The sequence below is a fragment of the Polaromonas sp. genome (assembly GCF_029945925.1).
Lineage (GTDB): Bacteria > Pseudomonadota > Gammaproteobacteria > Burkholderiales > Burkholderiaceae_C > Polaromonas.
The window spans coordinates 13,291-26,225 of record NZ_JAQSDN010000033.1; the positions used below are offsets into that span (position 1 = coordinate 13,291).

The 12,935-nt window shown below is 66.4% G+C and carries 12 protein-coding genes; 2 read left to right on the plus strand and 10 right to left on the minus strand.

Annotation, left to right across the window (positions count from 1 at the left end):
* The first annotated feature begins 109 nt into the window (after window positions 1-109).
* A complete protein-coding gene (locus PSV40_RS07645) occupies window positions 110-262 on the plus strand; it encodes a hypothetical protein (RefSeq protein ID WP_300536230.1) in 153 nt (50 codons plus the stop codon).
* Window positions 263-309: 47 nt separating this feature from the next.
* Here the strand turns inward: PSV40_RS07645 and PSV40_RS07650 are convergent, their stop codons facing one another.
* From PSV40_RS07650 to PSV40_RS07685, 8 genes are all read right to left on the minus strand, one after another.
* On the minus strand, window positions 310-1,107 hold the full coding sequence (locus PSV40_RS07650; RefSeq protein ID WP_300536232.1) for a transglutaminase family protein: 798 nt from the start codon (window positions 1,105-1,107) through the stop codon (window positions 310-312).
* 149 nt (window positions 1,108-1,256) lie between these two features.
* Window positions 1,257-2,450, minus strand: coding sequence for an MFS transporter (locus PSV40_RS07655; RefSeq protein WP_300536584.1), 1,194 nt, complete (start codon window positions 2,448-2,450; stop codon window positions 1,257-1,259).
* Between the two features lie 154 nt (window positions 2,451-2,604).
* Complete coding sequence (locus PSV40_RS07660) at window positions 2,605-3,024, minus strand: response regulator (RefSeq protein WP_300536234.1); 420 nt, start codon at window positions 3,022-3,024, stop codon at window positions 2,605-2,607.
* A 189-nt stretch (window positions 3,025-3,213) separates the two neighbouring features.
* Window positions 3,214-4,536, minus strand: coding sequence for a TRAP transporter large permease subunit (locus PSV40_RS07665; RefSeq protein WP_300536235.1), 1,323 nt, complete (start codon window positions 4,534-4,536; stop codon window positions 3,214-3,216).
* A gap of 73 nt (window positions 4,537-4,609) precedes the next feature.
* Window positions 4,610-5,140, minus strand: coding sequence for a TRAP transporter small permease subunit (locus tag PSV40_RS07670; protein ID WP_300536237.1), 531 nt, complete (start codon window positions 5,138-5,140; stop codon window positions 4,610-4,612).
* A 66-nt stretch (window positions 5,141-5,206) separates the two neighbouring features.
* Window positions 5,207-6,184, minus strand: a complete 978-nt coding sequence (gene dctP, locus PSV40_RS07675; RefSeq protein ID WP_300536238.1) for a TRAP transporter substrate-binding protein DctP — start codon at window positions 6,182-6,184, stop codon at window positions 5,207-5,209.
* 90 nt (window positions 6,185-6,274) lie between these two features.
* Window positions 6,275-7,741 (minus strand): indolepyruvate oxidoreductase subunit beta family protein, encoded by a 1,467-nt coding sequence (locus PSV40_RS07680; protein ID WP_300536585.1) that lies wholly within the window; start codon window positions 7,739-7,741, stop codon window positions 6,275-6,277.
* Window positions 7,742-7,866: 125 nt separating this feature from the next.
* Window positions 7,867-10,053, minus strand: coding sequence for an indolepyruvate ferredoxin oxidoreductase subunit alpha (locus tag PSV40_RS07685; protein ID WP_300536240.1), 2,187 nt, complete (start codon window positions 10,051-10,053; stop codon window positions 7,867-7,869).
* Window positions 10,054-10,255: 202 nt separating this feature from the next.
* On the opposite strand from PSV40_RS07685, the gene PSV40_RS07690 reads away from it, so the two are divergent.
* A complete protein-coding gene (locus tag PSV40_RS07690) occupies window positions 10,256-11,188 on the plus strand; it encodes a LysR family transcriptional regulator (protein ID WP_300536242.1) in 933 nt (310 codons plus the stop codon).
* 92 nt (window positions 11,189-11,280) lie between these two features.
* Here PSV40_RS07690 and PSV40_RS07695 read toward each other — a convergent pair whose 3' ends face one another.
* Both PSV40_RS07695 and PSV40_RS07700 read right to left on the minus strand, forming a co-directional pair.
* Window positions 11,281-11,973: an SPOR domain-containing protein gene (locus tag PSV40_RS07695; protein WP_300536244.1), complete on the minus strand. Its 693-nt coding sequence runs from the start codon at window positions 11,971-11,973 to the stop codon at window positions 11,281-11,283.
* Window positions 11,967-12,833, minus strand: a complete 867-nt coding sequence (locus tag PSV40_RS07700; RefSeq protein WP_300536246.1) for a biotin--[acetyl-CoA-carboxylase] ligase — start codon at window positions 12,831-12,833, stop codon at window positions 11,967-11,969. The genes PSV40_RS07695 and PSV40_RS07700 overlap by 7 nt, the downstream gene beginning before the upstream one ends.
* Window positions 12,834-12,935 lie beyond the last annotated feature (102 nt).

Here is a 12,935-nt window from a genome sequence, read left to right on the forward strand (position 1 = left end):
CGTGGCAGCGCTCACCGGTCACGGCTGCGTCCTACAGCGTTTCCTGCCGCGACTGAAAAGTTTCTGGGGGGCCGCAGCCTGGCCTGAAGTTTTCAACCTAGGAAACACCATGCCTCAATCAAGCAAAGACAACAACGGCGGCAAGAACCACCCGGCCAAGGACGGCGGGCGAAGCGCGGCAAAGCCGGCAGACAAGGCGCCCAAAAACCCCCATTCACCTGTTGGGGCACAGAACAAGGGCGAGAAGAAAACCACGCCCTGACCCGGTCCCGCTATCGGACAAGCCGCCACGCCCCCTGGGCATACCAGTCAGGCTGGTTCGGCCACCGTGCTGACCTGCACTTTCATGTCGCTGACTTCCAGCGGCAAGGGGCCGTAATCGGAGATGAAGGCCACGTCGGCGGCGTCGCGGCCGTAGGCCAGCACGATGCGGCCGCCGCGCGGCTCTTTCTGCGTGGCGTCGAAGGTGTACCAGCGCCCGCCCACAAAGGCCTCGAACCAGGCGTGCAGGTCCATCGGGTCGAGCTGGTGCAAATAGCCCACCACCATGCGCGCGGGAATCTGCAGGCTGCGGCACAGCGCAATGCCCACATGCGCAAAGTCGCGGCACACGCCGGCGCCGTGGTCCAGCGAGTCCATGGCGTCGGTGCTGGCGTCGCTCACGCCGTATTGGTAGGCGAGGTTGGTATTGATCCAGCCGCGTATGGTTTCCGCCTGCGCATAACCGGGCGGCGCGTTGCCGACGATCTCGCGCGCCTTCTCCGACATCTTGTCCGACGGGCAATAGCGGCTTTGCAGCAGGTAGAGCAGCACGTCGTCGGGCAGCTCGGCCACGGGTGTGTGCGGCGCGTCGGGTTGCACGGCGATCTGGTCCTCGACCTCCATCACCACTTCAACCTCGATACGCATCTCGCCGGCCGGCAGCACCAGGCGCTGGCACAGGTTGCCGTAGCTGTCCACGTACTCGGTGGTCGGCACCCAGGGCTGCAACTCATAACGGTCGCTGACGATCCACTGCGCTTGCCCGCTGCGCGGGCGCAGCATGGCGACGATGGGGCAATCGGAGGCCGTGTTGACGGTCATGGTGCAGGTGGCTTTGAGTTTCATGGCGGGGCAGGTGCGGAGGGGGCGTGGGCGGAAACGACTGCCTACCTTACCCGCCAGCTGCACACCCGTCTGTAGGCCAGGGCTTGCTGTTGATGCAGGCGGTTTTGTCACCGCCGGCCCGGGCCGGCACCCCTTTGGGGCGCGGCTGCTCAGGCGTGGGTGGCCTGCGCTACCGGCTGGGGCAGCACGGTGAAGGCCAGCGCCCCCAGCGCCAGCAACGCGGCAATGCTGGCCAGCACGGCAGTGAAAGGCTCCACGCCATGGGCCGAGGCCAACGAGGCCACCACGCCGGTGAACCACTGCATGGTGGCCACGCCCAGAAACATCGCCATGGTGAAGACCGACAGCGCGCGGCCCGTCATGGCCGCGGGGTAGGCGGCGCGCACGTCGGAATATTGAAGAATCATGTAACCCGACAGCAGGCCGATGACGATGGGCGCCGCCACGTCGATGAGCGGGCTGTGTGTGAAGGCGAATGCGGCAAACAGGCCTGCCACCAGCAACGTGAAACCGGTGATCCAGCGGCGCCGCGTGGCGGGACCGGGGTCGAAGCGGCCGAACAGCGGCGGGCCGGCCAGTGACACCAGCGACATCACCAGCGCCACGTTGCCGCTTTGCACCAGTGAAAAACCGTGCCGCTCGATCAGCATGGGCCCCAGCCACAGGCCGCGCAGCGAGACGAAAGAGGCATACCCCACGCTGGCCAGCAGCAAAATGCCCCAGGTGTGCGGCAGCGTGAACAGCGCGCCAAAGCCGGCCAGGGCCTGGCCCACCGACTCTTTCTTTTTCAGCGCGTCCATCGGGTGCGGCGGCTCGTGCACCAGCGCCCAGATCAACCCCCAGGCCAGCACGCCCCAGGCGCCCAGCACCCAGAAACCCATGCGCCATGAGCTGGCCTCGATCAGCCAGGCCAGCGGCGTGCCGGTCAGCAGCAGGCCAATGCCGCCCAGGCTCATGGCCAGGCCCGAAATGGCGGCAAAGCGGTGCGCCGGCATGTGCCGCGCGATAAACACCGTGCACACCAGAAAGGCCGGCGCGCAGCCAATGCCGATCAGCACCTGGCCGGCCACCAGCATGCCGAAGCTGGTGGACAGCGCCGACACGGCCGCGCCGGCAATCGCCACCGGAAACGCGGTGAGCACGGTGCGCCGCACGCCGTGCAGGTCGATGCCTATGCCCATGAACAGCTGCATGGCGCCAAAGGCAAAGTGAAAGGCGCCGGCAAACAGGCCCAGCGCCTGGGCGCTCAGGCCAAAGTCGGCCTGCAGCGGTGTGGCCATGATGGCGGCCACGGTGCGGCAGGCCTGGCTCAGTGCAAAAGCGGTGATCAGCGCAAACAGCATGACCCAGATGGCGCGCGTGGGAACGGCGCGGGGGTCGGAAAGGTTGGGCGACGCGTGGGTGGCGTGGGGTGGCGGTGCGGCGGCGGTCATGCCGGTGAGGTTACACGACCTGCGACCTCATGGGAGGCCTTCACCGACAGGGGGACTGGGCGCGTCAGTGCAGCGTGCTGCTGGGTTGCACCTGCGGTACCACGCGGTCCAGGCTGTCGGCGTGCGCCTTGCAAAACGCCACCAGTTCTTCCAGGTCGGCGGCTTTGTCGAACACCTTGTCGGCGCCCAGCTGCAGGCAGCGGTCGGTGATGTTCTGGTGGCAGTAGCTGGTGAGCACCACCACCTTCTGGCTCGGCTTGCGTGCCTGGCAGTCGCGGAGCACGCCAAAGCCGGACCCTTCGGAGAGGAAAAGGTCAACAATGGCCAGTTGCCAGTCGTCGTGGAAGGTGCGCAGCCATTGGCGGGCTGCAGCCTCGCTGGCGGCATGGCCAACGAATTTGAGCGGCGCCACTTCTTCCATGGCCTCGACCACGGTGTCGCGTATCTCGGGCTTGTCTTCGACAAGAAAGGTGCTGAGCAGCATGGCTCCCCTTTTTAATGAAGGGCTTACAGTACACCGCGGCAGCGGCCGCACCTGTGGGTCAGGGGCGCCTTGGCCTGTAGGCGCCGTCCCACGGGTCGCGCCGGGCCTGCGGTTGGAAGCAAAATCAGGCCTCCGCCCATATATGACGGGCGCAGCCAGCTATGGAAAAGGGAGCAACACCGGGGCGCGCTACCCAATCAATTTGGGCAGCCAGGTCGCAATCGCCGGTATCCAGAACACTGCCGCGAGCAGGATCAGGCTCATGACCACATAAGGCACGACCGCGATGAAGATATGGCCCATGGTGACCGAGGGCGGCGCCACGCCGCGCATGGTCATCAGGAGCAGGCCGTGCGGCGGCAGCAGCAGGCCCAGCTGCATGCAGATCAGGAACATGACGCCGAACCAGATCGGGTCGATGCCGAGTGCCTGCACGATGGGCATGAAGATCGGCAGCGTGATCATCATCATGCTGACCTGGTCGACAAAGATGCCCAGAAAAATCAGCATCAGCATCATGCCGACCACAATCATGTTGGTGGACAAGCCCTGGCCGGTGATGAACTGCACCAGGCCGCTGCTGGCGCCCGAGAACGACAGAATCTGCGCAAAGGTCGTGGCGCCCAGGATGATGAAGAGAATCATGCCCGAGATGCCGGCGGTGCCCTTGAGCGCCTTGATCACCGCGTCCCAGGTCAGCACGCGGTAACACAGGGCCAGCAGCATGGTGGCAAAGGCGCCGAGGGCGGCGCATTCGGTCGGTGTGGCCCAGCCGGCGGCCAGCGCGCCCACCACCACGCCGAAGATAGACAGCGTGGGCAGCACGTAGCCGAAAAACAGGCTCCAGCGCGCCCAGCCGCGGTGTTGCACCACGTCGTCCTTGTCGGCCGGCGCGAGCTTGGGGCTGATGCTGACGCGAATGATGATCCACAGCACGAAGGCCACCGACAGAATCATGCCTGGAATCACGCCGCCTATGAGCAGCTTGGAAATCGAGATGCCCGACAGCGAACCCAGCAGCACGGTCAGTGCCGAGGGCGGAATCAGCATGTCCACCGCACCGATGGCCATGATGGGGCCGGTGGCAATGGTCGGGTGGTAGCCGCGCGCCAGCATGATGGGCAGCATCAGCGAGCCCAGCATGGCGGTGGTGGCAATCGTCGAGCCCGAGATCGCCGAGAACACCGTGCCGGCCACCACGGCCACCACGGCAAGACGGCCGGGCACGCGTTTGATCAGGCGCTCCACGCCTTCGATGACCTTGAGCGCCAGGCCGGTGTGGAACAGGATTTCGCCCATCAGCACAAACAGCGGAATCGGCGTCAGGGAAAAAGCCGTGACCGAGCTCACGCTGCTGCGCGCCAGCTGCATCAGCCCGGGCTCGCCGCCCATGTACAGCCATGCGCCAATGATGTTGATGGTGATGAAGGTCAGTGCCACCGGCATGCCGATGAACAGCAGCACCGTGGAGCCGCCCAGCATCAGCCAGGCGGCCAGGCCCCAGCCGCTCATGACAGCACCCTGGCGCTGCGCGCCGTCCCGCCAAGCGGGAGCGATTCATTCTTCGGGCGGCCGTGCGAATGAATCATGCCGCGCTCACCGCGTCGTGGCGCGGACCGCGCGGGCCGCGTTGCAGCCGGATCATGCGAAAAATCATTTCAATTCCAAGAAGAACAAAAACCAGGGGCAGCGGCGCCAGCGCCCACCACTCGGGGGTGACCAGGGTCTTGATGTTGACGGCGCCGGAGGTGTAGCTTGACCATGCGGCCTGCGTGCCATACCAGGCAATCACCAGGCAGCAGACAAAACCGATCAGGTCGCCGACCCATTCGAGGCTCCAGGCCAGCCGGGGTGGCAGCGCCTGCAGCATGATGTCCACCCGGATGTGCTGGCCCTGGCGCAGCAGCCAGGGCGCAACACACATGGTGATCAGGTAGAGCATGAGCTCGGAGATTTCATTGCTCCAGGCCAGGCCTTGCGGCAGCCCGGGAGGGGCCAGGTTGCGCAGTGCCACGTCGGCCACGATGATCAACATCATGGCCATCAGGATGGCGCAGCCGAGCAGGGCCAGCGCGCTGAGCACCCTGCCGTAGTGGGACGACAGACGGTCAATCATGAATCAAGCCACCGCAGACACGGCACGGGCGGGTGAGGCGGCCATGCGCCGGCTGCGGCTGGCACCTCATTTGGAAAACAGCGCCTTGAAGCGGGCGGCAGTGTCCGGGCTCTGCTTGGTCGCACCGGCCCAGCCGATGTCGTAGGCCTTGTCGCGGAAGGCCTTGGCCGTGGCGGCATCAAACGTGATGGTCTGGATGCCGGCGGCCTGCTGGCGCGCGGTTTCCGTGGTGGTGTACTTGGCCCAGAAGGTGTTTTCGGCTTCGAGCGCGAGCAGCTGCTTTTGCAGGTAGTTGCGCTGCGTGTCAGTGAGCTTTTTGTACGCCGGCAGGTTCATGATCAGCGAGACCTCGGCGTCGTAGAAACCAGGGTCGATGCGGAACTTGGTTTTTTCGTGCCAGTTCAAATCGAAGATGCCGCCAATCGGCCAGCCGTAACCATCCACCACACCGCGCTCGAGCGCGGTGTAGACCTCGCCCGGCGGTGTGGTGATGACGTTGGCATTGAGCGACTGGAAGAAGTCGCGGTACACCGGGGTGATGCGGATCTTCTGGCCGGTCAGGTCGGGCTTGTCGACCTTCTTGTTGGTGTAGATGTGAAAGGGCTGGTTCTCCACCATGCGGGCCAGGTACTGCATGTTGCCCTTCTCGTTCCAGACCTTGTTGATCGCGTCGAAGGCGCCGTTCTTGCGCTGCTCGGCCACGGGGATCTGGGTCAGCTTGAGGAAGTCGGCCTCGGGCATGACGTTGGTGTAGAACGCGCCGGTGTTCAGCGCCATGTCGACCACGCCGGTTTTCACCGCGTTGCCGGCTTCGAAGGTCGGGATGGCTTTCGGGCCGCCGAGGAAGTTGATCTGCAGCACGCCCTTGCCTTCGGCGTTGACCTTGTTGATCCAGGGTTGCAGGCGCTGCACGTAGATGCCGTTTTCGGCAAACGCACTGACGAGGCGCAGCGTGACTTCCTGCGCGGCGACACCGCCCGAAAAGCTGACGGCGACCAGCACGGCCGAAACCGTTTTGACGGTGTTTAAAAAGCTGACTTTCATGGGGTCTGTCTCCTGTTGGATTTGCTATTGATGATCCGCTCTGCACAAACACCCGTCAATGCGGGCGACTACCACTCTCACGTTGATGACCTACACCGTGGCCAGCATCTGGTCCAGCGCCTTGCCGCTGTCGTCGGCCAGCGCGGCCTGGCTCAGTGCCTGCAATTTCTGGGCCCCGTCGGGTCTGGCCTGCAGTTGCGGCAGCTTGGCCATCACGCGCTGGTAGCTGCGCCAGCCGCGTTCATGGGTGTCGCCATAACCTTTGACCAGCCGCTGCGAGCGCGCCACTTCGAGCGCCAGCGCCGGCTGCGTGCTCGCCAGGCTTGTTATGGTGGCCAGCCAGCCGGCAATGCGCTGCTGCTCCACCTGGAAACGCAGCGAGCGCGGGCGCAGCGGGCGCAGCGCGGCAATCGTGTACAGCAGCAGGTAGCCGCGTATCGAGCTGGTCTGCACGATGCGGCCCTTGCGCGTGAAGGGCTCGATACAGGCGCGCGCCCAGGGCGTGGCCAGCAGCCAGCGCCCGAGGCCGGCCGGCAACGTGTCGGCAATTTCCTCGACGCGCGGATGCAGAAACTCGTTGATGCCCAGGTGCTGCGTATGGCTCAATTTGACTTCGCCGCCGACGCGTGCAAAACGCGAGCGCCGGGTTTTCAGGTCGGCCACACGCACGGTGTCTTCGTACGACATCCACAGCGCCAGGTGGCGCGCGCTTTCATCCAGCAGCCCGGCGGCCAGCGCAGGGTCGGCAGGCAGGTGTGCCAGCAGCGGCTGCAGGCGGTCCAGGTAGGTCGCGGCGTAGGCCACATCCTGGTAGTCGGCCGCACGCACCATGCCGGCGGCCAGCGTGGCGTGGCTGCTGGCGGGAAAGTTCTGCGCAACACGCTGCGCCAGCGCCGCGAGCCGTGCGCCGACCGGCGGCATGGGCGCGGCGGCTGGCATGGCTGCGGCGGCGGCAGGTGGCGCCAGCGCTTGCTGCGCGACGGCAAAACCCGCGGCAAAGGCCTTGAGGCTGGAGGAGACGCCAACGCCGCCGCGCGTGATCGTCGCTTCGAACTGGGCGCGGGTAAAGGGCAGGCGGCCGGTAGCGGCCAGCGCGCCATACAGCGTCGGGCTGATCAGGCTGCCGGTGTCTTCGGCCAGCTGGGCAAAGTCGGCGCTGATGAAATGCCGCGCTGCGGCGCGTCCGCCTTCGAGCAGCTTGTCCGAGCTGACGCGGCCGTCGCCCATGGCGGTGCGTTCGGTCATGGAGTACACGCGGTGCGTCGAGGCCACAAAGGTGGTGCGGTTGGCCGTGACCAGGCCGCGCTGCAGTGCGCGGCCGGCTTCCATCAGTTCCGAGGCGATCACGATGTCGACCTCGCCGGGCACCGGGCTCAGGGCCATGACAGGCATGCGGCCCGCGGGCACGGCGGCTTCAGGGAACATCTCGAGGTAATACACGGTGGCGCCGGTGCGCTGCGCCACGCCGGGCACCGAGGTGGTCTGCGCGAAGTAACCGTTCTGCTCGGCCAGGTCCACCAGCCAGTCGGCCAGCACACCGCCGCCTTCGCCGCCCATCGCGAGAATGGCAATCGTGATAGCGCGGGGATTGTGAGCCCCCACGCTCGTCACTGCGTGTACTTCGCTGCCCCCCGAGGGGGCGCTCGCGCCTTGGGGCGGCCCGGCGTCGCTCATGTTCATGTTCATGCGGCAATCCCCTCGAGCCGGCGCTCGATGCGGTTTTGCAGCCAGCCGATCACCGCCGTGCGCAGCTTCAGCTTGAAGCCGTCCCAGGCGGTCGGGTTGTTGATGATTTCGGCGCGGTAAAACGAGGGGCACAACACGGCGGCGTGCGCCACTTCGCCGCACAGGCCGCAGCCCACGCAACTGTCGATCACCGTGGCAATCGGGTCGCGCCGCAGCGGGTCGGGGTTGGGCTTGATGGTCAGCGAGGGGCAGCCCGAGAGCCGGATGCACGAGTGGTCGCCGGTGCAGGTGTCGGGGTCGATGCCGAAACGTTCGCGCACCACACGTTCGCCGCCGGCAATCATCTTGCGGATCTGCGGCTTGACGCGGCGCTGGCGGTTCAGCATGCATTCGCTTTGCGCAATGATGACCTTGGGGCCTTTTTCTTTCGTGGTCAGTGCTTCGCGCAGGGTGTCGCGCATCTGTGCCAGGCTGTAGGTGTTGGTCACCGTTCTGGCCCATTTCACGCCGACGCCGCGCACGGCTTTTTCGATCGGGTTGTTGGTGCTGCGCAGCGGGTTGACGGCCTTGGACGAGAGCACGTCCTGCCCGCCGGTGGCTGCCGAGTAACCGTTGTCCACCACCAGCAGCACGTTGTCGGTCTGGTTGAACACCGCGTTGCCGACGCCGCTGGTCAGCCCGTTGTGCCAGAAGCCGCCGTCGCCCATCATGGCGATCGTGCGTTTGGAGGTTTCGGTGGTGTTGAAGGCCGAGGCGCCGGCCCAGCCCAGGCCGTAACCCATGGTGGTGGCGCCGATGTTGAAAGGCGGCAGGATGGAAAACAGGTGGCAGCCGATGTCGCAGCTCACATGGTGCTGGCCGAGCTCGCGCTCGATCAGCTTCATCGCGGTGAAGATGGGGCGCTCGGGGCAGCCGGTGCAAAACGAGGGCGGGCGGGCCTGCACCTCGGCCGAGGCCGCCTGGATCGCAAAAGCCTTGGGGTTGCCATCGAGCAATGCCAGGCCGGTGGCCGCGGGACGCGCCGCCAGCGGCAGCTCCCGGCCTTCCAGCAGCTCGGGCGCGTAGATGTTTATGAAGCGGGCCAGGCCCTTGAGCACCACGCCGCCGGTGTATTCGCCGGCCATGGGCAACACGTCCTTGCCGTGCACGCGGGTCTGCATGTCGGCCCGGCGCAGGATGGTGTTGACGTTTTGCTCGATGAAGTCGGGCTGGCCTTCCTCGACCAGCAAAATGCCGCGCTTGCCGGTGCAGAACCGCTTGAACTCGTCATCGATTAGCGGGTAGGTCAGGTTCAGCACATACAGCGGCACTTGCGACTGCCCGAACGCATCGGCCAGGCCCAGCAGCTCGAGCGAGCGCAGCACGCTGTTGTACAGGCCGCCCTGCATGACGATGCCGAAGTCTTTCGCATCCTCGGCAAAAAATTCGTTGAGCTGGTGCGCCTGGATGAACTTCACCGCAGCCGGCCAGCGTTCGGTGATTTTTTCCTGTTCCTGCGCGTAGCTCGCCGGCGGCAGCACGATGCGGCTGGCGTCGCGCTGCGGGTTTTCCATCGCGTCCTTCAGCGTGAAGGCCGATCGCTTGTTGTCCTTGGTGGGGAAACGCCCGTGCACATGGCAGGCGCGTATGCGCAGCTCCAGCATCACCGGCGTGCGGCTGGCTTCGGAGAGTTCAAACCCCATTTCCACGGCCTGCACAATGCTTTCCAGGTTGGGGCGCGGGTCCATCAGCCAGACCTGCGACTTCATGGCAAACGCGTGCGAGCGCTCCTGCATGATGCTCGAGCCCTCGCCGTAGTCCTCGCCGACGATCAGCAGCGCGCCGCCAGTCACGCCGCCCGAGGCGAGGTTGGCCAGCGCGTCGGAGGCCACGTTGGTGCCGACGGTGGACTTGAAGGTCACGGCGCCGCGCAGCGGGTAGTTGACGGACGCGGCCAGCGTGGCGGTGGCGGTGGCTTCGGAGGCGCTGTGCTCGAAACGCACGCCGAGCTCCTGCAGGATGTCGTTGGCGTCGGTCAGCACGTCCATCAGGTGCGAAATCGGCGCACCCTGGTAGCCGGCGACATACGACACGCCCGACTGCAGCAGGGCCTTGGTGACGGCCAGGATGCCTTCGCCGCGAAACTCTTCCCCCGCGCCCAAGCGCAGTTTTTCCACTTCGGCGGCAAACGAACGTTCAGCCATGCGCCGCCCCGTTGGTCGCAACGGCGTTCATGGTCTGAAAAATAGGTGCGTGCTGCATCATTAGGCCTTCTGTTTGCAGCGCAATTTACGCAGCTTGAAGGCATCATGCAAATGGATTGTATGAATGGAGCACATCCGTTTGATCAATAATTCGGGACAACCCTGAGAACCCTTCACGGAATCTTTCACGAAAGGCGCGGCGATGAATTTCCGTCAACTCGACCTCAACCTGCTGCGCGTGCTGGCGGCCATTCACCGCACCGGCTCGGTGACGCTGGCCGGCAAGACCCTGGCGCTGTCGCAGCCGGCCACCAGCAATGCCCTGGCCCGGCTGCGCGACTTTTTCGGGGACGAGCTGTTTGTGCGTGCGCCGTCAGGCCTGAAGCCGACACGCCTGTGCGAGCAGCTGGCGCCCGCGGTGCTGGCCCAGCTGCTGGCGCTGGAGACGCTGGTCACCGGCCACGAGGAGTTCGATCCGGCCAGCAGCGACATGCACTGGCGGCTGTCGCTGTCCGACCTCGGGGAAATGTTGTTCCTGCCGGAACTGGCCGGCGCGATGCGCAGCCAGGCGCCGGGCGCACGCCTGTCCAACATTTCGGTGGCCTCCAGCGACGTGGCGGCCGCGCTGGAGGCGCGCGAGATCGACCTGGCCATCGGCATCCTGCAGCCGCGTCACCGGGGCATACGCACCGAGCTGCTGTTTCGCGAGCGTTATGTGGCCATCGCCGCGCCGCAGTGGCGGCCCGCTTCCGGCCGCAGCGGCCGCACCCTGACCGCGCAGCAACTGGCCGAGGCCTCGTTTGTGGTGGCCGCGCCGACGGCGACCTTTCACGGCAGCGTCGAGCAGATGCTGGCGCGCATGAAGCTGGAAGACCGCATCGTGCTGCGGGCCCGCCACTTCGGCGCGCTGCCCGAGCTCGCGCTGACCTCGGACCTGCTGTCCATCGTGCCGGAAATGTATGCGCGCAACCTGCGCCAGCGTTACGACTGCCGGGTCTGGGGCATTCCCGGCGTGCCGGCCTACGAGGTTCGCCTGGTCTGGCACAGCAGCACCGACAGGGACCCGGCGCACCAGTGGATGCGCGCGCTGGTGCACAAGCTGTTCAAGCGGCCGGTGCGTGCGCAGGCCCACTGAGCTGGCAGATTTTGAAGCCAAATGGGCCGCCAGCCCATGTACACCGGGCGTGAGCAGCTATTGAATGTGTAGCGAGCCGGGCTCGCGGTGATTCAAAGGCAGGGCCGCAGCGCCTTGCCTTCGAACTGCGGCTTGAGGTCGTCGAGCTGCGCGCGCACGGCGGCATCGACCGCGGCGAGTTTGAGAATCTGCCCGCGTGCCTCGGCGCGCTCCTGGACCACGCGGGCGGTGCGCACGCCCTTGGTGGCAATACGCGCGAGCTCCTTGTCGGCGTCGGCCTGCTGCGCAAAGCTGGCCAGGGCCAGCCCGGGGGCCAGCACCTCGTTGTTGACCGACCGGAAGGCCACGCCGAGCTGGCGCAACTCGCTGCGCTTCTTGGCCAGAGCGTCCTCGGTGGGGTATTTGCCCATGTAGACAATCCAGCGCGCCGGCTCGGCGCTGCTTTCGAATTGCCAGCTGCCGGCGGGCAACAATTTTTCCAGGCTGGCACGCAGTACCGTGGTCTGCTGCTCGTTGAACAGGCCGGCCTGCAGGCATTCGGGGGCCGCGGCTTCCGCCGCGGCGCTGGCACCATTGCCCGGCCGGGCGGCGCTGCCGCCGTTTTCCAGCTGCAGGGCTTCGTCGGCCGTCAGCAGGCGGATGGCTTCGGGCCGGATCTGTGTGGCCATGCGCTGGGGCTCGGTCTGCACGCTGGGCGCCATGCCCAGGGGCGCCAGCGCGCCCTGGGACCAGGCGAAGTAGGCGACGTTGGCCAGCGCCAGCAGCAACACCAGCAGCCTCAGCATGGGCGCGCGCTGCCTGGGGTGGGGGGCGTCACGGGCCGGACGCTGACTTCGGAGCTGGTGATTTCTTTCATGCCAGCCGCAGTATGCACCAGCAACGCGCCGTTTTCGCCGACGCCGTGGGCCACGCCCTGGGTACCGTCGGACAGCTGCACGGCGCGCCCGGCGAGCGCGTCACGCGCCGCAAAACGGGCCTGAAACGGCGCAAAGCCAAACAGGCCGAAGGCCTGCACCGCCTGCACCAGCGGCGCCGCCACGCGCAGCAGCGTTTGCGCCACGTCGATGCCAGGCAGCAGCGTCTGCAGGGCGCCGGGCGCCAGCGCGGCCGGCTGGCCGGTGCCCGCAGGGGCCAGCGGCTGCGCCATCGGGCGCACGTTGATGCCGACGCCGATGACCACATAACGCTGCTCGCCCCAGCTGGCGGTTTCGACCAGGATGCCGGCCAGCTTGGACTCGCCGCGGGCATCGCTGAGCCACAGGTCGTTGGGCCACTTGAGGCGGATGGCGGGTGCGGCGGGATTGCCGGATTCCAGACTTTCGGCGATGCTGATGCCGACCGCCAGCGACAGGCCCGACCAGTCGGCTGGCTGCAGCGGCAAGCCCAGTGAAAAGGTCAGGCTGTCGCCGGCGCTACTTTGCCAGCTGCGGCCCATGCGGCCGCGGCCGGCGGTTTGCTGCTCGGCCACCAGCAGCACGGGCCCGCAAGCGTCCGGCCCGGCTGACCGAAAGCGCCGCATCAGCTCGGTGTTGGTTGAATCGATCTGCGGCAGCACCTCGACCGTGAAACCGGGCAGCACCGGCGCCACGGCCTCCCAGATGGTCTCGGCGGGCCAGCGGATGGGGGGGGTGGGCGGCGTGCTCATGGGGGTGGTTCCGGGCTTCAGTGCGGGAGAGCGTGTCATCCCGGACTCGATCCGGGATCCATGACCGCGAACTGTTTGCGTCGCTCAAGCCGGGGCCATGAC

Coding starts and splice junctions, on each gene's coding strand:
- dctP (WP_300536238.1), bottom strand. CDS start 6,184: ATGAAAGTCAGCTTTTTAAACACCGTCAAAACGGTTTCGGCCGTGCTG.
- PSV40_RS07700 (WP_300536246.1), bottom strand. CDS start 12,833: ATGAGCACGCCGCCCACCCCCCCCATCCGCTGGCCCGCCGAGACCATC.
- PSV40_RS07645 (WP_300536230.1), top strand. CDS start 110: ATGCCTCAATCAAGCAAAGACAACAACGGCGGCAAGAACCACCCGGCC.
- PSV40_RS07650 (WP_300536232.1), bottom strand. CDS start 1,107: ATGAAACTCAAAGCCACCTGCACCATGACCGTCAACACGGCCTCCGAT.
- PSV40_RS07655 (WP_300536584.1), bottom strand. CDS start 2,450: ATGCTGTTTGCGCTGATCACCGCTTTTGCACTGAGCCAGGCCTGCCGC.
- PSV40_RS07690 (WP_300536242.1), top strand. CDS start 10,256: ATGAATTTCCGTCAACTCGACCTCAACCTGCTGCGCGTGCTGGCGGCC.
- PSV40_RS07680 (WP_300536585.1), bottom strand. CDS start 7,741: ATGGGCGGCGAAGGCGGCGGTGTGCTGGCCGACTGGCTGGTGGACCTG.
- PSV40_RS07670 (WP_300536237.1), bottom strand. CDS start 5,140: ATGATTGACCGTCTGTCGTCCCACTACGGCAGGGTGCTCAGCGCGCTG.
- PSV40_RS07660 (WP_300536234.1), bottom strand. CDS start 3,024: ATGCTGCTCAGCACCTTTCTTGTCGAAGACAAGCCCGAGATACGCGAC.
- PSV40_RS07665 (WP_300536235.1), bottom strand. CDS start 4,536: ATGAGCGGCTGGGGCCTGGCCGCCTGGCTGATGCTGGGCGGCTCCACG.
- PSV40_RS07695 (WP_300536244.1), bottom strand. CDS start 11,973: ATGCTGAGGCTGCTGGTGTTGCTGCTGGCGCTGGCCAACGTCGCCTAC.
- PSV40_RS07685 (WP_300536240.1), bottom strand. CDS start 10,053: ATGGCTGAACGTTCGTTTGCCGCCGAAGTGGAAAAACTGCGCTTGGGC.